Below are 22,101 nucleotides of genomic sequence, written 5' to 3'. Positions count from 1 at the left end.
ACGATTAAAAATAGCTGGTTAGTGTGGCAAATGTGCAATATTTTTCAAATTTTTATTTAATAATCCGTAAAAAGGATTTAAAGGCAGCTTAAAAATCACGGCTTCTTATTTTTTTCACGGATGATCTTATAAACTTTTATAGCGCTCATTAATACCACTACAAAACATACCAGGCCAATCAATCCCCAAACAAAACTTATGCTTTGTTTTACGGTTGCCAGCATTACAATTGCCACCAAAAATACAGTAGCCACTTCATTCCATATACGCAACTGCTGGGAACTATATTTAAATATGCCATGCATTTGCTGGTTAAAGATTTTGTGCATCGAAAAATGATACCCGTATAATAACAATACAAAGCAAAGCTTTACCAGCAGCCAGCGCCCTGGCCGGGTAAAAAGCACCGGTTCCCATCCGCCAAAATGCAGCACCAGCAAACCAAATATTAAAGTAAGAATGGCCGAAGGCCAGGTAATGCCAAACCAAAGCCCTTTCATCATTACGGCAAACTGGTTGTGCAAAGCCTGTTGCACGGCAGGTTCTTTTTCGTTGGCTTCCGTGTTATAAATAAAAAGCCTCGGCATATAAAACAGGCCTGCAAACCACGTTACCACAAAAATAATATGCAATGCTTTTAAGTACAGGTATGACATAATCGTATTTATTGAAACAACATTTCTTCGCTGCCGTTAAAACAGTCTCTTATCCAGCAGGCAACAGTTTGCACCCACAAAGGCTGTGTGTTCATGCAGGGGATGAATTGAAAAGACTCGCCGCCCGCATTTAAAAAATCCTTTTTTGCCTGTATGGCAATTTCTTCCAGCGTTTCAAGGCAATCGCTTACAAATGCCGGGCATACCACCAATAATCTTTTTATACCTTCCCCGGGCAGGTTAGGCAGCCGCTCCTGCGTGGAAGGCAACAGCCAGGGGTCGTTGCCAAGCCTTGACTGGTAGGTCTGCTCCAGCTTTTCTTCGGGAATATTTAAAGCTTTTGCCACAAGTTCCGTGGTAACGACCGTTTGATGCCGGTAACAAAACTTATGCGCCGGCGAAGCCACGTGGCAACAATCATGCACCTGCATGCAATGATGGCCGGTCATGTCGCCTTTTATAATATGCCGTTGCGGCAAACCATGATAACTGAACAATATTTTATCATATTCCTTTTCAAGGTATGGCCTTATACTTTCGCTTAATGCGTAAATAAACTGCTCATTGTTATAAAACGGCTTTACCGTTTTTAATACGGAAGCGTATTTCTTTTTCCTGTGCTGGTGCTTTATGTCCTCTACCGCGGTTTCATAACTGCTCATAGCGTAATGCGGGTACAGCGGCAGCAATAAAATTTCTTTTAGCTGCGGGTTTTCTGCATGCAGCTTCTTTAATACAGATGCCGCAGAAGGATTTTGATAACGCATCACCAGCTCAACCGGCTCTTCAAAATTTTGCTGCACGGCTTGTTGGAGCTGCCTGCTTATTACAATTAAAGGCGAGCCTTCATCCGTCCATATTTTACGGTAAGCTTCTGCAGAATTTTTTGCCCTGAAGGGAACAATAATGCCTCTTACAAGCAAGGTTCTTAATAACCAGGGTTTATCAATAACCCGCTCATCCATTAAAAACTCGTTGAGGTATTTCTTTACGTCTTTTACTTCTGTTGAGCCGGGCGAGCCCAGGTTCATTAATATTATCGCACGGGAATGCTGGTTCATAAAGCCACAAAAATAAAATCTGTTTACGTGAAACAATAACTAACGGTGGTCATTAAACCATAAATTCCCTTTAAAAATGAAGCCGTTACATGATTCATTAAAACATTTCGTTTCCATCTTCCATTAAAACATGACACATAAATGACACTTTGCCTGACATTAATCATATTTATAGGATAGATGCAAATTATTTTTGCAGCGTTTGATATAACAGGATGGATATACATAAATTTTGCGTAGCCGGAATAAATTATAAGAAAGCAGACGCTGTATTACGCAGCTTATTTGCAGTAAACGACGATCAATATTTTTCTATTCTTAACAATGCCCCTTCATTTGGGCTGAAAGAAGTTTTTGTGCTTTCAACCTGCAACCGTACTGAAATATATGGCTTGACGGACAATGCGGAAGACCTCATCAGCCTGCTTTGCCTTTATACACCGGGCAACGTTAAAACCTTTACCAGTTCAGCTTACATAAAAAAGGGCCACGAAGCCATTGAGCATATATTTAATGTAGCTGCCGGGCTTGATTCACAAATACTGGGCGACTACGAAATTGTGGGCCAGATAAAAACGGCCACCCGGTTTGCCAGGCAGCATGGTTTTCTCGGCGCTCATTTAGACCGCCTGGTGAACAGTGTGCTGCAATCATCCAAACTTATCAAGAGCACCACGGCATTAAGCGGCGGCACGGTTTCTGTGGCATTTGCAGCTACACAATACATTAAAAAGCATGTAAAAAATATCGGCAATAAAAAAATATTATTGCTGGGCACAGGCAAGATAGGCAGCAGCGCCTGCAAGAACCTGGTGGATTATCTTGGCGCAAAAAACATCACACTCATAAACCGCTCGCCCGAAAAAGCAACGGAGCTTGCGGCAGCACTTGGTTTAACCACAGCTGCTATGGAAGATCTGGAAGCTGAAGTAAATGCCGCCGATATTATTGTGGTGGCCACCAATGCGCCACAACCGGTTATACTGTCTTCGCATATTAAAACCAGCAAGCCCAAACTAATCATAGATCTTTCCATTCCGTTTAACGTGGAAGAAAGCCTTGGCCGTTTGCCCAATATGCGCCTGGTAAATGTGGACGAATTATCGAGGCTGAAAGATGAAACGCTTAAAAAGCGTGAAGCCGAAGTGCCGAAGGCAAAAACCATTATAGCCGAATCAATGCAGGATTTTGTGGAATGGTATTATATGCGCAGGCATGTGCCTATGCTTAAAGACCTTAAATTAAAACTGAAGGAGCTTCACTCCCACACCTTCATTTCCAATGCAGCCAGCCCGCTTTGTGAATCCACCGTCAATATCAAAATCCAGCGCGTGGTGAACGAAACCGCCTGCAGGATAAAAGAAACCAATACCAAAGGCTGCCATTACATTGCTGCGATAAATGATTTTATTTGCACTGCATAAAAACATGGCGAATACAGTTATACGAATAGGCACAAGGGAAAGCCCGCTTGCCGTATGGCAGGCTGCACAGGTACAAAACCTGCTTGCTGCACAGAACCTGCAATCTGAACTGGTATATATAAAAAGTGAAGGCGATACGGATTTGATAACACCTTTATATGCTTTGGGTGTTCAGGGTATTTTTACAAAAACATTAGATGCCGCTTTGCTGAACAACAGGATTGATATTGCCGTTCATTCCATGAAAGATGTGCCGGTACAAATGGCGGAAGGCATTGTGCAGGCTGCGGTTTTAAAACGCGGTTCGTATAGAGATATTTTTGTTCCGCATCCAAATTTGTATGACCGAAAAGCAAAGGTTAATAAAGTATATGTAAGTCATTTGGAAGAATCTGGAAAAAAGAAAAAAACAGAAAGAATATCTTTTCCGTTAAGAGAACATTCTGACAATCCTGAAGCGTTAGAAGATATTGTGGTTGCTACCAGTTCTGTTCGCCGCATTGCACAATGGCTTAACCGTTTCCCGGATCATAAAATAGAAAATTTAAGGGGTAATGTAAATACCCGTTTAAGAAAATTAGGCGAGAGCAACTGGCATGGAGCTATTTTCGCTGCTGCAGGCCTGGAACGAATTGGCTTAAGGCCGAAGAATGCCATTGAATTAAACTGGATGCTGCCTGCGCCTGCGCAGGGGGCCATTACTGTTGTATGCAGGAAGGATGATAAAAAAGCGCTTGAATATTGCAGGCATTTCAATGATGAAACAACTGCTTTGTGCGTAAAGATTGAACGGGATTTTCTAAAAACGCTGATGGGCGGGTGTTCAACACCAATCGGCGCTTTGGCTGCTGCAGGAACTAAATATGTTCATTTTAATGGAAACATTTTATCGCCCGATGGAAAAGAGAAATTAGATATTGCAGTTAACTTTCCATTATCAAACGCCGGGGATGTTGGGAAAATAGCAGGAGAAGATATTTTGTCAAGAGGCGGCGATAAGATTATTGAGCAGATTCGCAATGCCGGCAAATAATACTTCCATACTAATCACAGGCGAGCTTGCGGAAGGCTTACTGCAGCAACTTACTTCTAAGGGATTTAATGTTGATGTGATCCCATTCATTAAAACAGAAAGCATTCAACCGGCAATTATCCAGCAGGAAATTGAGCGCATCGCAACGCTTGATGCAACAGTTATTTTTACAAGCGGCAATGCTGTTGAAGCTGTCTCACCTCTTTTATTAAACAAAAAAATTAATTGGAAGGTTTATTGCGTTGGCGAAAAAACGAAATCATTGGCTGAGAAATTATTAGCTGGCATAACCCTTGCCGCTGTGGCTGATAATGCTATACATCTCTCGCAAAAAATAATCGGCGATAATAACGCAGCCGAAGTTTATTTTTTTTGCGGAGATAAAAGAAGGGATGAATTGCCGGCGCTTCTTTTACAGGAGAATATGCATGTGCATGAAGTTAAAGTTTATACCACAACTGTTTTTCGATACAAACTTTCCAAACCATATAATGCGGTGTTGTTTTTCAGCCCAAGCGCAGTGAAAGGCTTTTTCTCAGCGAATACAATCCATGCGCCAACCGCTTTATTTGCTATTGGCGATACCACTGCGGCTGAAATAAGAAAATATACTTCCGCCAATATTATCATGAGCGAGCAGCCCGGAAAGAAGGAATTGGTGGAAAAGCTGCTTGCATTTTTTTAACCCGGATAATCTGGTAAGATAGGAACCTTTTTACAATAACACACTGATCGCAAACAAGTTTTGCCCTGATTTTTTTTGACTTTAATTTATAAAAATTAGTCCTACATTTATTCCAACGATTCGCCCCAACTGTTCATTAACAGCGGGTATTTCTTCACTTAAATTTAAATCCCATGGTCGAAACAGAAATCTCCCAGTTTACCAGGGAATGCAACGATTGGAAAGAAACTTTGCGTTCCCATCGTGATGAATTGCACCAGATGCAAACCACGTTACAACAGGCAGTCAATCATCCTTTATCCAAAGAAGAACAAACCGAACTGGAGCATCTTCAAAACCAGTTGCACATTCAGCTTATCAATATTCACGATTTAAAACAGGCAGTAAAATTGCACGACCGAAAGCTGCACAGCGATGTCTCGGATAACCCTGCGTTTTCTGATAACGTGTATGCCTATCACGAAAACCTCAATGAAGATTATCAGTCGCTTGAAAATACAATAAACGAATTGCGTGAACAGGTGGATAATTTTATACACCAGATTCAATAACATTCGTAAAAACGCTTTCTTTTTAATTACCATTTGAATGCGGCAGGGCTATTGCCTGCTGATAGCATGCAGCGTTCAAATGGTTTTCTACTGATGATAAAATATATGCTATGCCAGAATTTGATACTGCACACGTTAAATCAATTGTCTTGCTCGGCCATGCCGGCGCCGGCAAGACTACCTTAGCGGAGTGCATGCTATATGAAGCCGGATTAATAAACCGCCGCGGCACTGTTGCAGAAAAAAATACGGTAAGCGATTACCACGAACTGGAACAGGAACGCGGCAATTCTATTTTTAGTAAACTCCTGCACACCAAATGGCGCGGTTATAAAATAAATATTACAGATACGCCGGGTTATGATGATTTTGTTGGTGAAGTAATAGCTGCATTGCGTGTGGCTGATACAGGCGTTATGTTGTTAAATGCTGTGAATGGCGTTGAAGTTTCAACAGACATTATTTGGGAATATACCGAACAGTTTAAAACCCCGATGATTTTTGCCGTAAACAAATTAGACGACGATGATGCAGATTTTGACCGCACGGTTGCCGAAGCAAAAAATCATTTCGGCGGCAAGGTGCAGGCAGTACAATATCCGCGGCAGCAGGGCGCAGGCTTTCATGAAATAATTGATGTGCTGCGCATGACGATGTATAAGTTTAAAGATGCCGGCGGCAAACCTGAAAAACTACCTATCCCTGATGATGAAAAAGCAAAGGCTGATGCACTGCACCGTGAACTGGTGGAAGCTGTTGCCAGCAACGATGAAACTTTGATGGAAAAATATTTTGATAAAGGCGAGCTCGATGAAGATGAAATGAAAGTTGGTCTAAAAAAAGCAATGATTAATCATGATATATTTCCATTGTTTTGTTTAAGTGCAGAACGTAATATGGGCAGTGGCAGGCTGATGGGTTTTATTGATAACGTTTGCCCCAGCGCCAATGAAATGCCGCCGCAGAAAACCATTAAGGGCGAAGATGTTCCCTGCGATGAAAAAGGCCCTGCATGCATGTTTATTTATAAAACCGTAAGCGAGCCGCATGTGGGCGAACTATCCTTTTTTAAAGTGTATTCCGGTTGTATTAAAAGCGGGATGGAACTGGAGAATGAAAGTACAGGCGCTATTGAAAAAATAAACCAGTTGTTTTTGGTAGAAGGCAGCAAGCGCATGAACGTGAATGAGCTTTGCGCCGGTGATATTGGTGCAACACTTAAGCTAAAGAATACCCATGTAAACAACACCCTGCATGCAAAAGGTAAAAGTTATGAATTAAAACCAATTGAATTTCCGCCACCCAATATTACAGTTGCCGTTGAATCAACCAAAAAAGGCGAAGAAGAAAAATTATCGCAGGCATTGCATCAGTTAAAGGAAGAAGATCCAACCCTGATCGTTGAGTTTTCGCCTGAGGTGAAACAGATGTTGATTCATGCACAGGGTGATATGCACCTGGCCGTAGCCAAATGGAAGATCGAGCACAATTTTAAAATAGAAATAAGGTTTGAAAAGCCGCGCATCCCCTATCGTGAAACTATACGCAGAGAAGCAGATGCTAATTATCGCCATAAAAAACAAAGTGGCGGCGCCGGGCAGTTTGGTGAAGTGTTTATGCGCATTGAGCCCTGGTATGAAGGCATACCTGAACCGCATGGTTTAAATGTGCGGGGCCGCGATACGTATGATCTTGACTGGGGCGGCAAGCTTGTTTTTTATAACTGCATTGTTGGCGGCGCGATAGATGCCCGTTTCCTGCCATCTATATTAAAAGGTGTGATGGAAAAAATGCATAATGGCCCGCTTACCGGTTCGTATGCAAGGGACATTCGTGTATGCGTATATGATGGGAAAATGCACCCGGTTGACAGTAATGATATTTCCTTTAAGATAGCAGGTTTGCAGGCTTTCAGGCAGGCGTTTAAAGATGCCGACCCGCAGATACTTGAACCTGTTTATAAAGTAGAAGTGCTTTGCCCTGATGATCTCACCGGCGCTGTTATGGGCGACCTGCAAACACGCCGCGCCATTGTGGAGGGCATAGATGCAGAAAGGAATTTTCAAAAAATAACAGCCAAAGTGCCGCTGGCAGAAATGGATGGCTACTCGTCTTCGCTTCGGTCATTAACACAGGGCCGGGCAAAGTTCAGGAGCAGCTTTGCTGAATATGCACCGGTGCCTTACGACCTGCAGCATAAACTGATGGATGAATATAGCCGGAGCGCGAAGGAAGAAGTAGTGTAAGAATAATACAGGCATCTAATAAAAGGCGATGCGCTGATTGATAATAATGATTTCAATCTTTCTGTTTTTGCGGGCAACAACAGTTAAAAAACCAGCATCATTAAAAATGGAATAAGCCGCCCATAATGCTGAAGCGGCTTATTCCATTACACAAGGCATGATTATTCATCATGCCCATAGAATTTTTGCTTTTGCGTTTTTGAAAAACTGCTCACTTTTTTCTTCTGTTCAGCGGTGAGTATTGCCGCTATATTTTTTTCCCCTTCAGCCTGGTATGTTTTCAATTTGCTGGCCTTTTGCGCTTTTGTTAGGCTTTTGTCATTTTCAAGCGCCTGCTTTTTCGTTTTTAGCGACGCATATTCAGCTTCAACCTTGGTTTTCTGACCGGCAGTAAGATTCAATTTAGTATAAAGCTCATCTTTGTTATTTGATGCTTTATCAATTTTTTGTGCCTTCTGGGAGTTGGCAGGCTGTTGCGAAAAACTGCTCATGCTTCCCAAACTAATTACGAATGCTAATAATAAACTTTTCTTCATAATGTATTATTTGAGTTTAAATAAAGACTTGTTTCAGTAAACAAATTTAAATCCACAGGCAGCAAATAAAAGTTAAGAGCGGTGAAACAGGTTTTTTTGCCGGAATTTGCTGCCAGCCGGAGAGCAAAGGAAAATTTGGTGTAAGGATAAAACATTATGTAGAACAAAGGCAATAATGCAAACCAGTTAAAAATCAACATCGCAGAACCGGCTGCCGGTATTTATTATAAGATATGAACCGGCAGATAGCAGTTACAGCTCATAAAATTCATAAAATAATAACAGGTAAACGCTTTTAAAATAACAGCCCCTGCAAAATTGCAGGGGCTGTTATTTTAAAATATTTCAAACAAAATCAATATTCATCCTCATTAAACAAAAAGTCTTCCTGGCTTGGATAATCCGGCCATATATCCTCAATGCTTTCATACACTTCGCCTTCATCTTCCAGTTCCTGCAGGTTTTCAACCACTTCAATCGGCGCGCCGGAGCGTATAGCATAGTCAATCAACTCATCTTTTGTTGCAGGCCAGGGCGCATCTTCCAGGTAACTGGCTAATTCTAAAGTCCAAAACATTGCCTTTCAAATTTTGCGCAAATGTAAGTGTTGTAATGAAATTACCAAATGCAGTTTTTTTTCCAGGCTGTTATAGTTTTCCAAACCTTAATAATTTGTGCAGTTGCCTGTATTTGCCTCATCTTTGATGCATTATTAAACGGATTGTTTTGAATTTGATTTTGGTAATGAGCAGGAGGAACTTAACTCATCACGGTGGGGCCTGTCCCGCACCTGATGCGGGATCACTCCCTTGTACTGAGAAATAAATGGCAGCTATAAGCTCTCTTTGCAAGCTGCTTTATCAAATACGGAATTCACCAAAATCCTACGTTCGTAAATTCAAAACGGCTAATTAAACACCCCGCCGCGGCGGGGATGGAGGCGGTAGGGGCTTATGCTTGCAGCAAAAAATATCAAAAAAAATTACGGCCAGGTAGAAGTTTTAAAAGGCGTTGACATCAGCATAAACAATGGGGAAATAGTGAGTATTGTGGGTTCTTCCGGCGCCGGCAAAAGTACTTTGCTGCACATACTTGGCACGCTGGATGTGCCCGATGCCGGCGGGATATTTATAAATAGTGTTCCTGTGCACAGTTTAAAGGGTAAAAGACTGGCAGATTTCCGTAATCATCATATCGGCTTTGTATTCCAGTTTCACCATTTGCTGCCTGAATTTACAGCTCTGGAAAATGTTTGCATCCCTTCGTGGGTTGCCGGCAACAGCAAAAAACAAGCAGCACAGCAAGCCATACAGTTGCTGGAAACATTAGGCTTAAAAGACAGGATTGATAACAAGCCCAGCCAGCTCAGCGGTGGCGAACAGCAGCGTGTTGCTGTAGCAAGGGCGCTCATTAATAAACCCGATATTGTTTTCGCCGATGAGCCTACGGGCAACCTCGATTCCGTTCATGCCAAAGAACTGCATGAATTATTTGTTCAATTACGCAACCAGTTTAAACAAACATTTCTCATCGTAACCCACAATGAAGAGATGGCGCAGATGAGCGACCGTATCTTGCACATGAAGGATGGGGTTATTGTTGAAAGCTGAATGTTTAATGTTTAAAGTTCAAGCGTTCACAAGTTCAAATGTTCACGGGTTAACTGCATTCGCAGCAATCCAACATTAAACTTTAAACATTAAACAACTTGTGAACAAGTGAACCCGTAACCCAGTGAACATTTATATTTGCATCCCAAAATAAAAAAGCAATGCAACTATCTTCTCTCCTGCAACGGTTCAATGAGCCGGAAACGTTGAAAATGGCTAAGCTCGGCCGCGAATTAAGGGCTAAAGGAATTGATGTAATAGACCTTAGCTTAGGTGAACCGGATTTTGATACACCTGAACATATAAAGCAGGCTGCCATAAAGGCTATTGAAGATAACTATAGCCACTATACGCCTGTTGCCGGTTATCTTGATGTACGTGAAGCCGTATGTACAAAATTCAGGCGTGATAACAACCTCGGTTATAAGCCGGAGAATATTGTTGTTTCCACCGGTGCCAAGCAAAGCCTTGCCAATACTATTTTGGCATTGGTTGATAAAGATGAAGAAGTAATTATTCCAACACCTTACTGGGTTACTTATTCTGAACTGGTAAAAATTGCCGGCGGCAAAGTGGTGGAAATCCGCACCAGACCTGAAGAAGATTTTAAAATCTCCCCTGCGCAGTTGGAAGCTGCTATTACGGCAAAAACAAAAGCATTTTTATTTTCGTCACCCTGCAATCCATCAGGCGCTGTTTATTCAAAAGAAGAGTTGAAAGGTTTGGCCGATGTATTTGCAAAGCATCCGGACATTGCCATTATCTCTGATGAAATTTATGAATACATCAATTTCGTTGGCAAAAATGAAAGCATTGCGCAGTTCGATACTATTAAAGACCAGGTAATTATTGTTAACGGCTTAAGTAAAGGTTTTGCTATGACAGGCTGGCGACTTGGCTTCATTGCTGCACATCCTGATATTGCAAAGGCAATAGAAAAAATACAGGGCCAGTTTACCAGCGGCGCCAATTCTGTCACACAGCGCGCTGCCATCGTTGCGCTTACCGCCGATCTTAAGCCAAGCCTGGAGATGGTGGAGCAATTTACAGCCCGCCGCAAAAAAGTATTGGAACTGGTTAAAGAAATTCCGGGCATTAAATGTTTTGAGCCGCAGGGCGCCTTTTATATCTTTCCCGATGTTAGTGCTTACTATGGCAAGAGCGATGGTGAAACAACCATTACCAATGCCAACGATCTTTGTATGTATTTGCTGAATACAGCGCATGTTTCCAGCGTAATGGGCGATGCATTCGGCGACCCCAACTGTGTTCGTTTTTCCTTTGCCAACAGCATGGGCAATATTGAAAAAGGCTGGGCAAGAATTAAAGATGCGCTGGCTAAACTGAAATAGTTTTTTTCGCACAGAGACAACAGAGTAAGCAGAGATTGGAGTATTGATATAAAATTTCTCTGTTAATTCCTTAGCTCTGTGCGATTTTTTTTGCAGGATTAAAATTACCCAATGGATTACTCCTTCTTCATCCTCATCATTTCCGTCTTCGCATCGCGCTTTATACAGTTAAATGCATTCAGAACGCTGGCAGATGAAGACAAAGGCAAAGTGCTGTCAAAAAACATTATGCAGCTTTCGCAGGTAAGCATGGTTATTACTATTTTACTGATTGTTGCCTTTTACCTGCTCATCAGCAAGTTTCCGGATAATGCAACAACTATTACAGCTTCATTTTTTGTTGCGCTAATCGCACAGCGCATTATTGTGTATTTATTCACAAGAAAAAGGATGACAGATAACGGCGTTCCATCAACCTATACCAACAAATATTTTCTTAGCTGGCTAATAACTACCGTTGGCGTAGCTTTGTTCATCGTTTTATTCATGCAGCAGTTTAACCATGCACTTGCAAAATGAAAAATTTGTAATGTTCCAAAACCGTTTGCTTAAAGTGTATAAACACAAAAGCAAACAGGCAAAGCGGTTAAATATTAGCTGCTACCGCGTTTACGATCACGACCTTCCTGAATTTCCTTTTGCCATAGAATTGTATGCTGACAAAATTTATGTGGCCGAATACCGCCGCAGGCATGCTATGAATGAAGAAGAACATGAAGGCTGGCTGCAGCAATCGTTTGAAATAATTAGTGATGTATTGCAACTGCCGGTTGAAAACATTTACAGCCGGGAGCGCAAACGCCAGAGCCATCGCGAAAAGCAACAATACGAAAAGCAAAACAGCGCCCGGGCATTTTTTAAAGTGGAAGAAAACGGTTTAAAGTTTTTGGTAAACCTTACAGATTATCTTGATACAGGCTTATTCCCTGACCATCGTATTACAAGGGAAATGGTGCGAAAGGAAGCGGGTGGTAAAAGAGTGCTTAATCTTTTTTGTTATACAGGTTCATTTTCTGTGTATGCGGCAGGCGGTAACGCGCTGAATGTAACATCCGTTGATCTTTCCAAAACCTATCTGGAATGGGCAAAAGATAATTTTATTATTAACGGGTTTAAAGATTTTAACCGGTATCATTTTATTCATGCTGATGCATTGCAGTATTTAAAAACGCTTCCACCTGGCAGTTTTGATATTATCGTAGTTGATCCTCCAACGTTCAGCAACAGCAAGCGCATGAAAGATTTTTTTGATGTGCAGCGCGACCATGTTCCTGTTATTAATGATGCGTTGCACGCCTTATCATCAAATGGTATTATTTATTTCAGCACCAATTACTCAAAGTTTATATTGAATAAACCTGAAATAAAAGCTTCCGCTGTAAAAGACATAACAAAGGCTACAACACCGTTTGATTTTGAAGGCAAGCTGAAAAGGTATTGTTATAAGATTAGTACATAAAGCCTGTTGGCGGAGTTTTTAAAACTCTTTACGCGAAAGCTCCGAAGAAGGGCATCTATCAAATAAAAAAGGAATTCTCAATTTTTTCTTGAAGATTCCTTTTTTAGTAGCGGGATCGGGAATTGAACCCGAGACCTCCGGGTTATGAATCCGACGCTCTAACCACCTGAGCTATCCCGCCTTTATTTTATTTAGGAGCGCAAAAGTAATTCTTATCAGCTAAAATAAAAACACAAGTACTAAAAAAAACCGTTTTGCGTTTTATACATTAGTTTTTTTGATTTTTATTTTGTTGTTGGTTGAATTGCAGGATTTTTGCAGGGATCAGGAAACCATTAAAAACTAATTTTATCAGGAGCAACTATCTGAATTTTGCGTTTAGCTTACTATGGGGTGTTTTACTGGGTTTTAAAGGTAATGCACAGTTAACTGCAGCATTTTCGGCTTCGGTTACCAGTGGTTGCTCTAACTTGGCAGTAAGTTTTAAAGATGAAAGCACCGGTTCGCCCACAAGCTGGTTTTGGGACTTCGGCGACGGGCAAACTTCGGCCGAAAGAAACCCTACAATTACTTATACAGCAAGCGGCAGCTTTACGGTAAGGCTTATTGTAAGAAATGACCAGGAAGAAGATTATGAAGAAAAAACCGCTTACATCAAGGTATTCCGCACGCCGCAGGCAACTTTTTCAAGTGACGTTAGTACCGGCTGTTCGCCACTGAATGTGGCATTTACAGACAATACGAGCCTTACAGGCGTAACGGTTAAAAGCCGTACCTGGGATTTTGGAGATGGAACAACATCGTCCGAGCAAAACCCTTCCCACATTTTTACAGGCACAAAAACGTACTATATTTCGCTTACGATTGAAACTACGGATGGCTGCGCAAGCCAGGCTGAACAGGAGGAATCAATTCATGTGGGAACGAGCCCCACTGCCGCGTTTACGGCCACACCCCTTGACGGCTGCGCAGCCGAACTAAGACAATTTACCAATAAATCTTCTTCTAATGTCAAGTCATGGTCGTGGTCTTTTGGAGATAGCTCTACAAGCACCGAAGAATCGCCTTTGCATCACTATGAGGATTCCGGCTGGTTTTCTGTAAGGCTGATCGTTAACAATAACGGGTGCCGGGATACGCTTACAAAGAATAATTATATACACGTTAAAGCACCCGCCGGCAGAATATTTGTCAATCCGGATTGTTCTGACCCTTTCAAATTTGGCTTTTCAGCCGTAGCTTATCCTGGCACTGCTTACCAATGGTCATTTGGAGATGGCGAAACTGCTACTGACAGGTCTTCAACACATGTGTATGCCGCGGAAGGCGCATATAATGTGAAATTAAGGGTAGATGATGGAATATGTTATGATACCACGAGCGATTACGTTTTTGTTTCCACGGTTAAACCGGTAGCCAACGTGGTAAGCACACCGCCTTATTGCCATGGCACTTCCGTTCAATTCGCGGTTTCGCAATACAATACTGACCTGGCTAAAGATTTCCGGTGGGATTATGGCGACGGCGTTTCCACAGCGTACAAATCAACGAATGATACCGTTAACCATACTTATGATACGGTAGGATATTTCAGGCCAACGGCTTTTTTCAGGAATATCTATAATTGCATTGATACGATTACCCTGGATTCAATACAAATTGTGGGCCCCACGGCCGGTTTTTCATGGGCGGATACTGCCTGCACCGAAATTGCAATGAGTTTCTTGGATCTGTCTGTTGCCGGCGGTTCGTCAATACAGCAATGGTTTTGGAGTTTTGGCGATGGAAGAACCTCATCGGTTCAGGCCCCGGCTATTAATTATTTCGATTTTCCCCTTCTTTACAATGTAAAGCTTACGGTTACAGATGAGAATGGCTGTACAAGTTCCAAAACGCAGCAGGTACAGGTTTATACTACTCCAACGATAACTGGTGGAAATGATACGTTGGTATGTGCTGGGCAAAGCGTTGTTTTAACGGCAGGCGGCGCTTCCACATACACCTGGAAAACAGATGGGGCCAGCATTTGCGACTCCTGCACGGTTTCACCAACAGTGATCCCTGATACCACGGCAAATTATTATGTTACAGGAACAACATCAGAAGGATGCGCCGCTTCCGACACGCTGCTTATAGCCGTTCAGCAAAAAGAACAGGTGAGCATTCAGCCGGGCGATACGGCTATCTGTGCACAGGATTCGCTGCAGTTAAATGCAAGCGGCACGGAGAATTATTCATGGTTTCCCTCCACGGGGTTAAGCAGCGCTGCCATTGCCAATCCTGTTGCTTCGCCTGCTGCCACCACTTCGTATTCAGTGGCAGGCAGCGACAGTAATCATTGTTTTTTCGATACCGCCACCATAAATATTACGGTTAATGCACGTCCTTCTGTGGATATTGCCGATACAGAAGTAACGCTTCCCGTGGGTTCAACACAAACATTGCAATCAACCTCAAGCGCCGATGTGGTGGATTGGCAATGGACGCCCCAAACCGGGCTTTCCTGTTATAATTGCCCGGCTCCTGTTGCCACCATGGGCAGCCCTGTAACGTATTTTTTAACGGTGTATAATGCAGCTGGCTGCAGCAGCACAGATTCGGTTAAGATGATACCTGTGTGTACAGATAATTTTGTGTATATACCCAATGCTTTTACGCCGAATAATGATGGTTTGAACGATTATTTTTATCCCAATGCCAAAATACCTATAACGGTAAAATATATGACTGTATTTAACAGGTGGGGAGAGAAGGTATTTGAAAAAAACAATTTCCTTTCAAATACTGCCACACTGGGCTGGAATGGAAAGTCCAGGAGCCTTAAACAAACCTTTGGCACGTATGTATATATGATGCAGCTGATCTGTGTGGATGGAAGCATTATTAATGTAAAAGGCACGGTAACCCTGTTGCCCTGAACCTTATTTTGCGCCCGGGTATGCGGCAAGGGCTTTTTCCAGGCAATCCATAGCAGCATTTAACGAATCAAGGTTTAAAACATAAGCAATCCTTACTTCATCTTTTCCGTAGTCAGCAGAGCCATAAAAGCCGGTGGCCGGCGCCAGCATTACAGTTTGATTACAATAGCTGAATTCTTCCAGTAGCCACTGGCAGAATTTATCTGAATCATCAATAGGCAGCTTTGCCATTGCATAGAAAGCGCCGCCGGGATTGGGACAATATACGCCGGGCATGGCATTTAATCTTTTTACAATCAAATCCCTTCTGGCCTTATATGCTGCTTTTGTTACATCAAAATAATTATCAGGCAGGTCTATGGCGGCTTCGCCGGCTATTTGCCCAAAACCCGGAGGGCTAAGCCTGGCCTGGGCAAACTTCATAACCGTGTTATATAGTTCTTTGTTGCGGGTGATCAATGCGCCTATCCTGGCGCCGCAGCAACTGTAACGTTTGCTGATGGTATCCATCAGCACAATATTATCATCGCAGCCTGTAAGCTGCATGGCGCTGAAGTGTTTATCTTCATAGCAAAACTCACGGTAAGCTTCATCTGCAAATAAATACAGGTGGTGCTTTAAAACGATTTGCTTCAGCACTTCCAATTCATCTTTGCTGTACAAATAGCCGGTAGGATTATTGGGGTTGCAAACAACAATTGCTTTTGTCCGGCCTGTAATAACTTTTTCAAAATCTTCTATGGGCGGCAGGGCAAACCCGTTTTCTATATGGGAAGTAATCGGTACCACATTTATGCCCGCTGAAACGGCAAAGCCATTATAGTTAGCATAATACGGCTCGGGAATAATTACCTCATCGCCGGCGTCAAGGCAGGCCATGAAACCAAACAAAATGGCTTCGCTGCCACCGGTGGTGATTATTATTTCATTATGATTGATGGTAATGCCATTCTTTTTATAATAAGCCACCAGTTTGCGGCGGTAGCTTTCATTGCCTGCGCTGTGGCTGTATTCCAGTATCTTAAAATCTGAATGCCGCACTGCATCCAGCACATACCGGGGCGTTTCAATATCAGGCTGGCCAATATTGAGATGATACACCTTGATGCCTTTTTTCTTCGATGCCTCTGCAAAAGGAACAAGCTTGCGTATAGGAGATGGCGGCATTTGAAAGCCACGTTTGCTAATGGTGAGCTTAGACATACCACAAACCTAAAAATCAAAACTGACAAGGCAATAAAATTTATCCGTTCAGCTTACCTGATTTTTTTAATACCCTGGTAAAGAGGTAAACAACCAGCAGCGCCGCCAGTATGATGGCAAGCAGCGTATTGCGCAGCCGGCTATCGTAATTTGTGAGCTGAGGATAATAAAACAGCAACAGCAAAACAATGCCAACAAGCCATATAAATGTTGTTGTATGCTCTTTGGCAATATATCGCTTCCAGTTAAAACGCATGCCGGAAAACGTTTTGCCTATGCCTTTTATGCTGGGAACCCAGCGGTTTACCCTGGCACAATAATTATTGAATTGCCCGCCGAATTTATTACGAAGAAAATTTTCTTCGGCCAGCACAATAGCCTGGTAAATGAAAAGGAAAAAAGGGATCATTATTACAACGTATAATAATGAATTGGAAAGAATGCCCACGCCTGCCAGCATTAAGATATTACCCACGTACAGCGGATTGCGGCAATGGGCGAAAATGCCGGTTGTAACGAGGTCTTCCGCATATACTTTTTTATTCTTTCCGCCACGTATAATATAGGCAAGCCCAATGGTGGCGCCGCGTATTGCCTGGCCCAGAACAGTAATTACAAGGCCAATAGCTATAGGATACCAATAATAGTTTTTTCCAAATTTTTTTTCAGTAAAGAGCTGGGGAACGTTTGGAACAAATAATAAAGCGTAAAAAATTATAAAGAGCCAGTTGCGATATTTAAAAAAGAAATTGCCTATTTGTACCATATCATTTTTTTACTGCAATAAGGCCGGCAAAATTATACCATTTAAAAAACACTTCCACATGCGCAAAGCCGCTTTCCCGCAAAAGCAGGTTGTTTTCACTTAATTTGTAGGGAATTAAAACATTTTCCAGCGCTTCACGTTTTTGTGAAATTTCCATTTCGCTGTAATTATGACGGCGCTTCATATCGTAATAATATTTTATAAAATCGCGGTTAAAATTGCTTTCTTCGGCCAGTATCTTTTCAATCAATATTAAAACGCCATCTTTATTTAACCCGTCATAAATGGTTTTCACCAGCCGCTCCCTGTAAATGGGCCGTATAAACTGCAGGGTAAGGCAAAGCACCACTACCGACGCATTTTTTATCTCAACGCTTTGGTTCAGGTCTGCATTTACCAGCTGATATTTTCTTGTAAAACCGGCTTCTTTTAACTTGGCATTGCATTTTTCAAGCATTTGCGCCGAATCGTCCACTCCTATAAATTCGATGCTGTCCGGCACCAGCGTATTCATGCCGATCATGGTAGTGCCCGTAGAACAGCCAAGATCATATACATAGCTACCTTCTTTGGCATGATCGGCGGCCAGCTCGGCTGTCATGCGCTGCATTTCACCGTAATATGGCACTGAACGGTTCACCATGTCATCAAAAACATTGGCAACCATAGCCCCGAACTTAAAATCGGAAGCTTTTTTTATTTCATCTTTAAAAACCTGGTCCTGGCTCATAATTGGGGCAGCCATCTTGTTTGCCTGCATTGCAAAAGTATTGAATTGAAGGGTATTTACCACATGAATACATAGCGATGGGCATTAAAGATTAGTGCAGGCAGGCGATTGTTTATTCAACGGCCGGTATAATTATTTAATGCCCTGAAACCGGGCAGGCTGAATGCATGCCGGAACGTTTTTTTAAAAAGCTAATTATAAATAACTTTAAATTACATTTGCATTGGCCTCGTTGCAACCCTATAATAAAATTTCGCTGTCTTGATTGGTATGATAAAATTGAAAAACAAGCCTGCATTCATGGTTCTGTTGTTGCTGTTGAATGGAGGCATTTTTGCACAAAATCCGTATATCCTTGTTGGCTCTGCCACACAGGATGATTGCCACTGTTATACTTTAACTGATGAAAATTACTTTGAAGCCGGCGCCGTATGGAATAAAAACCAACTGGATCTTTCCCAGCCGTTTGATTATTCCTTCCAGGTGTACCTCGGTTGTGCAGACACCAGCGGTGCGGATGGTATTGCATTCGTTTTACAGTCTTCCGATTCCGGCGTTGGAAATGTAGGGGCGGGGCTTGGGTTCCAGGAAATAACGCCTTCCATAGGCATTACGATTGATACCTATCAAAATGGTGTGCAGGATGACCCTGCTTACGATCATGTTGCCATACAGGCCGATGGCAATACCTTTCACCATTCTGACTATAACCTGGTGGGACCTGTTCCGGTTTTTGCCGACAGTGGCAATATTGAAGATTGCAACTGGCATGTGCTGGAGATAAGCTGGGACCCCGATGCTAATTTAATAGAAGTAAGCATAGACGGCGATCTGCGGCTTTCGCTCACGAAAGATATAATACAGGATATTTTTAGCAACAACTCCATTGTATATTGGGGTTTTACTGCCAGCACCGGCACCAATTTCAACATTCAGAAATTTTGTGCGCCGCTTGCTGCAAAATTTGTTATAGCCCCATACGATAACACCTGTGTGGGCACATCTTTTACTTTTACTGACAGCTCTACATCGTATGGCTCCATCAGTAACTGGTACTGGGATTTTGGCGATGGCGACACCTCAGAACTGCAAACTTCTCAATCGCATGCATACAGCGAGCCCGGAACATATAATATTACGCTGAGCATTAAAGGCGGCGATGGGTGCCTGTCTGATACATTTACCCAAACCATAACCATCGGCGCTTATCCGGATGCCGATTTTACCATGAGCGTAAGCCCCGTTTGCACAAAAGATACCGTGGTTTTTACCGATGCTACTGTTTTAAGCGGCGGTACCGTAAATTACTGGTACTGGGATTTTGGCAATGGCGCCACTTCAAACCTGCAGCAACCGCCGGCGGTTCATTACGATGCCGGCGATTATACGGTAAAACTTTTTGTGAATACGGAAGAGAACTGCCCATCAGATACAGCCGAAAAATCTTTTACCGTGGGCTATTCCCCGGAGATAGATTTTACCAAAACAGATACCTGCAATAATATCCCGATACAATTTACGGCAGCAAACCTCCAGCCGGATATTGTTATTGCGAACTGGTACTGGGATTTTGGCGATAATACTGTTTCAAACGATTCTGCTGTGCTTCATACCTATAAAAACGGCGGGATATATGAAGCCTCGCTGGCGGCGCAGGCTGAAAATGGATGTTATGCCGATACAGTTGTGAAAACGGTGCAGATATACAGCTCAAATGCCAATGCAGGCAACGATACCACCATTTTGCTCGGCGAACCTTTTCAATTGCAGGGCAGCGGCGGGGAGTATTATTCATGGTCTCCTTCCACAGGGTTAAGCGATCCCGATATTGCCAACCCCATTGCCACTTTGTATGAAGACATGACGTACACTTTAACCGTAACAACGGCTAAAGGATGCGCCACAAGCGATGCCATTAACCTGAAAGTTTTTGAAGGCCCTGAAATCTATATTCCTTCAGCTTTTACACCCAACGGCGATGGCCTGAACGATGCTTTTAAAATGACGCCGGTGGGCATTAAACAAATATTGTATTTTAAAGTGATGAACCGCTGGGGGCAGGTAATGTATGCTTCAAAAAGCGCATCCGCTGCATGGGATGGCACTTTAAATGGCATACCGCAGGCTGCAGGCACATATATATGGATGGTGGCAGGCATAACAGCTTCCGGCACAGCCTTTAGAAAACAGGGCACTGTTGTTTTAATTCGTTAATGGCAGCTTTCTTTATAGGATGTTCATCTTTCCTTATAAGATTAACAGCTTTCTTTATAAGATTGGCAGCTTCCTTTATAGGATGAGCAGCTTCTTTTATAAGACTGGCAGCTTCCTTTACAGGATGTTTATCTTTCTTTATAAGATTGACAGCTTCCTTTATAAGATTGGAAGATTTCTTTATAGGATGGGCAGCTTATTCAAAATCTTCATACAATAAATACTTCTTTCTTATTTGTTTGAATTTTTCCAGGCCCGGCTGCCAGCTTGCGCGGATCTCAGCTTCCGTTTTTCCGGTTTTAATCTGCTGCATCAGTATGGCATTGCCGGCCAGCTTATTAAAAAAATAATCGCCGGTTTTGGGCCTGAGAAAGAAGTTGTCTTTATCAGGAAATAATTTATAGGCCTCCAGCAGGTAGCTAAGGTCTATCTTTCCGTTATCCGCTTTTTTATCACACACATTCCAGCCATAACATTTTTCATTCACATGCTTTGGGGCGGTAGCGCCGGGTTTTGAAACCGGTGTAAAAGCATACAGGTTTTTTGGCAAGGATGGGTCGCCAAAAATCTCAAAAGGCTTATCGGTGCCCCTGCCTTCACTGAGATTGGTGCCTTCAAAAAAACAGGTGGAAGGATACCAGTAAACAGCGCCCATATCCGGCAGATTGGGAGAAGGCTTTACGGGCAACCGATAGCGGCTTTTATGATCATAGCGCTCACATTTAATTACAAGAAAATGAAAAGGCGTGTCCGCCGAGTTTTGCGCATGGTTTTTATACCAGGCAAATTTTTTATTGGCTCTGTCTGTAAATAACCAGCCTTCACCGGCGATCATCATGGCATATTCGCCCATTGTCATTCCATATACCACAGGTATGGGCTGTTTGCCAATGCCGCTTCTGAAACTGGTATCAAGCACAGGCCCGTCCACGTAAAAACCATTAGGGTTCGGGCGGTCGAGCACCAGTAACGGCTTATCATTTTCAGCCGCAGCTTCCATAAAATATTGCAGGGAATTAATGTAAGTATAAAACCTGGCACCTACATCCTGTATATCAAATACCAGCACATCCACGTCTTTAAGATCATTGGCATCGGGCTTGCTTTTGCTGCCATATAAAGATACAATGGGAACATGGGTGGCCGGGTCAACCGAGTTGCCTACCTGCTCGCCGGCATCGGCATTGCCGCGAAAACCATGTTCCGGTGAAAATATCTTTACTACGTTAATACCGCTTTTAATTAATGTATCAATCAGGTTGGTTTCATTGATAACCGATGTTTGATTGGCAAACACGCCAACGCGTTTACCTTTTAGCAAAGGTAAATACACGCTTGTTCTGTAAGCGCCCGCAAGTGCGGGTTGCGATGCATCAGCCTGGCAAAAACAAGCTGTTGTAAATGAAATGAACACTAAAAAGCAAAGCAGTAATTTCATGCAATAAAATTATGTTTTGAAAAATAAACTGTTTGTGAAATAAGTATGGCCGCATTTCAAAAATAAACCGTAAAGCAAAATTGCTTTTCAATCATTGTTGTCCGGATTACTTGGGCTAAAGCCCATTGTGCAGGGGATTCAGATATATAACCCCAGGCTTAAGCCTGGGGTTAGTAAAAAACAGGCACATAAAGGGCTTTAGCCCGGGAGAAAATATTT

At 42.5% G+C, this 22,101-nt stretch carries 19 protein-coding genes and 1 tRNA gene; 11 read left to right on the top strand and 9 right to left on the bottom strand.

The genetic code is table 11. From position 1 onward, the window contains the following. Positions 1-95: 95 nt before the first annotated feature. Positions 96-656 (bottom strand): CopD family protein, encoded by a 561-nt coding sequence (locus QM629_RS03295; protein ID WP_415157156.1) that lies wholly within the window; start codon positions 654-656, stop codon positions 96-98. 8 nt (positions 657-664) lie between these two features. Further along, complete coding sequence (hemH, locus tag QM629_RS03290) at positions 665-1,717, bottom strand: ferrochelatase (protein ID WP_415157154.1); 1,053 nt, start codon at positions 1,715-1,717, stop codon at positions 665-667. Between the two features lie 215 nt (positions 1,718-1,932). On the opposite strand from hemH, the gene hemA reads away from it, so the two are divergent. The 5 genes from hemA to QM629_RS03265 all read left to right on the top strand — a co-directional run bounded on the left by hemA (position 1,933) and on the right by QM629_RS03265 (position 7,656). After that, entirely contained in the window at positions 1,933-3,141 is a 1,209-nt protein-coding gene (gene hemA, locus QM629_RS03285) for a glutamyl-tRNA reductase (protein ID WP_415157152.1), read from the top strand. Positions 3,142-3,145: 4 nt separating this feature from the next. Continuing rightward, the gene (locus QM629_RS03280) at positions 3,146-4,174 is read left to right on the top strand and encodes a hydroxymethylbilane synthase (protein ID WP_415157150.1); all 1,029 of its coding nucleotides are present in this window, start codon (positions 3,146-3,148) and stop codon (positions 4,172-4,174) included. Then, on the top strand, positions 4,161-4,859 hold the full coding sequence (locus QM629_RS03275; protein WP_415157148.1) for a uroporphyrinogen-III synthase: 699 nt from the start codon (positions 4,161-4,163) through the stop codon (positions 4,857-4,859). The genes QM629_RS03280 and QM629_RS03275 overlap by 14 nt, the downstream gene beginning before the upstream one ends. 173 nt (positions 4,860-5,032) lie before the next feature. Next, positions 5,033-5,410, top strand: a complete 378-nt coding sequence (locus QM629_RS03270) for a hypothetical protein (protein WP_415157146.1) — start codon at positions 5,033-5,035, stop codon at positions 5,408-5,410. Positions 5,411-5,520: 110 nt separating this feature from the next. Then, a complete protein-coding gene (locus QM629_RS03265) occupies positions 5,521-7,656 on the top strand; it encodes an elongation factor G (protein WP_415157144.1) in 2,136 nt (711 codons plus the stop codon). A gap of 161 nt (positions 7,657-7,817) precedes the next feature. Here the strand turns inward: QM629_RS03265 and QM629_RS03260 are convergent, their stop codons facing one another. Continuing rightward, positions 7,818-8,192: a hypothetical protein gene (locus QM629_RS03260; protein WP_415157142.1), complete on the bottom strand. Its 375-nt coding sequence runs from the start codon at positions 8,190-8,192 to the stop codon at positions 7,818-7,820. Positions 8,193-8,547: 355 nt separating this feature from the next. Then, positions 8,548-8,769, bottom strand: a complete 222-nt coding sequence (locus QM629_RS03255) for a DUF2795 domain-containing protein (RefSeq protein WP_090660403.1) — start codon at positions 8,767-8,769, stop codon at positions 8,548-8,550. Positions 8,770-9,145: 376 nt separating this feature from the next. On the opposite strand from QM629_RS03255, the gene QM629_RS03250 reads away from it, so the two are divergent. The 4 genes from QM629_RS03250 (at position 9,146) to QM629_RS03235 (ending at position 12,613) form a co-directional block, all read left to right on the top strand. Further along, positions 9,146-9,802 (top strand): ABC transporter ATP-binding protein, encoded by a 657-nt coding sequence (locus tag QM629_RS03250; protein WP_415157139.1) that lies wholly within the window; start codon positions 9,146-9,148, stop codon positions 9,800-9,802. Positions 9,803-9,963: 161 nt separating this feature from the next. Continuing rightward, a complete protein-coding gene (locus QM629_RS03245; protein ID WP_415157137.1) occupies positions 9,964-11,154 on the top strand; it encodes a pyridoxal phosphate-dependent aminotransferase in 1,191 nt (396 codons plus the stop codon). A gap of 111 nt (positions 11,155-11,265) precedes the next feature. Next, positions 11,266-11,673 (top strand): hypothetical protein, encoded by a 408-nt coding sequence (locus QM629_RS03240; protein ID WP_415157135.1) that lies wholly within the window; start codon positions 11,266-11,268, stop codon positions 11,671-11,673. Between the two features lie 10 nt (positions 11,674-11,683). Further along, positions 11,684-12,613, top strand: a complete 930-nt coding sequence (locus QM629_RS03235; RefSeq protein WP_415157133.1) for a class I SAM-dependent methyltransferase — start codon at positions 11,684-11,686, stop codon at positions 12,611-12,613. Between the two features lie 107 nt (positions 12,614-12,720). On the opposite strand, the gene QM629_RS03230 is transcribed toward QM629_RS03235, so the two are convergent. Further along, a tRNA-Met gene (locus QM629_RS03230) sits at positions 12,721-12,794 on the bottom strand. A 118-nt stretch (positions 12,795-12,912) separates the two neighbouring features. Here QM629_RS03230 and QM629_RS03225 point away from each other — a divergent pair. After that, on the top strand, positions 12,913-15,531 hold the full coding sequence (locus tag QM629_RS03225) for a PKD domain-containing protein (RefSeq protein WP_415157131.1): 2,619 nt from the start codon (positions 12,913-12,915) through the stop codon (positions 15,529-15,531). Positions 15,532-15,534: 3 nt separating this feature from the next. Here the strand turns inward: QM629_RS03225 and QM629_RS03220 are convergent, their stop codons facing one another. Genes QM629_RS03220 through cmoA form a run of 3 tightly spaced genes read right to left on the bottom strand, consistent with a single transcriptional unit; the run spans position 15,535 to position 18,260 of the window. Then, on the bottom strand, positions 15,535-16,734 hold the full coding sequence (locus QM629_RS03220) for a pyridoxal phosphate-dependent aminotransferase (protein ID WP_415157129.1): 1,200 nt from the start codon (positions 16,732-16,734) through the stop codon (positions 15,535-15,537). Positions 16,735-16,774: 40 nt separating this feature from the next. Beyond that, a complete protein-coding gene (locus tag QM629_RS03215) occupies positions 16,775-17,500 on the bottom strand; it encodes a methyltransferase family protein (protein ID WP_415157127.1) in 726 nt (241 codons plus the stop codon). A 1-nt stretch (position 17,501) separates the two neighbouring features. After that, on the bottom strand, positions 17,502-18,260 hold the full coding sequence (gene cmoA / locus QM629_RS03210) for a carboxy-S-adenosyl-L-methionine synthase CmoA (protein ID WP_415157125.1): 759 nt from the start codon (positions 18,258-18,260) through the stop codon (positions 17,502-17,504). 270 nt (positions 18,261-18,530) lie between these two features. Between cmoA and QM629_RS03205 the strand changes: the two genes are divergently transcribed. Next, positions 18,531-20,444 (top strand): lectin-like domain-containing protein, encoded by a 1,914-nt coding sequence (locus QM629_RS03205; RefSeq protein ID WP_415157123.1) that lies wholly within the window; start codon positions 18,531-18,533, stop codon positions 20,442-20,444. Positions 20,445-20,640: 196 nt separating this feature from the next. Here the strand turns inward: QM629_RS03205 and QM629_RS03200 are convergent, their stop codons facing one another. Beyond that, a complete protein-coding gene (locus QM629_RS03200; protein WP_415157121.1) occupies positions 20,641-21,882 on the bottom strand; it encodes an exo-beta-N-acetylmuramidase NamZ domain-containing protein in 1,242 nt (413 codons plus the stop codon). Positions 21,883-22,101 lie beyond the last annotated feature (219 nt).

Source organism: Parafilimonas sp., from assembly GCF_047606085.1.
GTDB lineage: Bacteria > Bacteroidota > Bacteroidia > Chitinophagales > Chitinophagaceae > Parafilimonas.
This window is presented reverse-complemented; position numbering and strand designations above follow the sequence as displayed.

Bases quoted from the DNA above. Each gene is read 5' to 3' on its own strand.
- QM629_RS03295 (WP_415157156.1), bottom strand. From the start codon at position 656: ATGTCATACCTGTACTTAAAAGCATTGCATATTATTTTTGTGGTAACG.
- hemH (WP_415157154.1), bottom strand. From the start codon at position 1,717: ATGAACCAGCATTCCCGTGCGATAATATTAATGAACCTGGGCTCGCCC.
- hemA (WP_415157152.1), top strand. From the start codon at position 1,933: ATGGATATACATAAATTTTGCGTAGCCGGAATAAATTATAAGAAAGCA.
- QM629_RS03280 (WP_415157150.1), top strand. From the start codon at position 3,146: ATGGCGAATACAGTTATACGAATAGGCACAAGGGAAAGCCCGCTTGCC.
- QM629_RS03275 (WP_415157148.1), top strand. From the start codon at position 4,161: ATGCCGGCAAATAATACTTCCATACTAATCACAGGCGAGCTTGCGGAA.
- QM629_RS03270 (WP_415157146.1), top strand. From the start codon at position 5,033: ATGGTCGAAACAGAAATCTCCCAGTTTACCAGGGAATGCAACGATTGG.
- QM629_RS03265 (WP_415157144.1), top strand. From the start codon at position 5,521: ATGCCAGAATTTGATACTGCACACGTTAAATCAATTGTCTTGCTCGGC.
- QM629_RS03260 (WP_415157142.1), bottom strand. From the start codon at position 8,192: ATGAAGAAAAGTTTATTATTAGCATTCGTAATTAGTTTGGGAAGCATG.
- QM629_RS03255 (WP_090660403.1), bottom strand. From the start codon at position 8,769: ATGTTTTGGACTTTAGAATTAGCCAGTTACCTGGAAGATGCGCCCTGG.
- QM629_RS03250 (WP_415157139.1), top strand. From the start codon at position 9,146: ATGCTTGCAGCAAAAAATATCAAAAAAAATTACGGCCAGGTAGAAGTT.
- QM629_RS03245 (WP_415157137.1), top strand. From the start codon at position 9,964: ATGCAACTATCTTCTCTCCTGCAACGGTTCAATGAGCCGGAAACGTTG.
- QM629_RS03240 (WP_415157135.1), top strand. From the start codon at position 11,266: ATGGATTACTCCTTCTTCATCCTCATCATTTCCGTCTTCGCATCGCGC.
- QM629_RS03235 (WP_415157133.1), top strand. From the start codon at position 11,684: ATGTTCCAAAACCGTTTGCTTAAAGTGTATAAACACAAAAGCAAACAG.
- QM629_RS03220 (WP_415157129.1), bottom strand. From the start codon at position 16,734: ATGTCTAAGCTCACCATTAGCAAACGTGGCTTTCAAATGCCGCCATCT.
- QM629_RS03215 (WP_415157127.1), bottom strand. From the start codon at position 17,500: ATGGTACAAATAGGCAATTTCTTTTTTAAATATCGCAACTGGCTCTTT.
- cmoA (WP_415157125.1), bottom strand. From the start codon at position 18,260: ATGCAGGCAAACAAGATGGCTGCCCCAATTATGAGCCAGGACCAGGTT.
- QM629_RS03205 (WP_415157123.1), top strand. From the start codon at position 18,531: ATGGTTCTGTTGTTGCTGTTGAATGGAGGCATTTTTGCACAAAATCCG.
- QM629_RS03200 (WP_415157121.1), bottom strand. From the start codon at position 21,882: ATGAAATTACTGCTTTGCTTTTTAGTGTTCATTTCATTTACAACAGCT.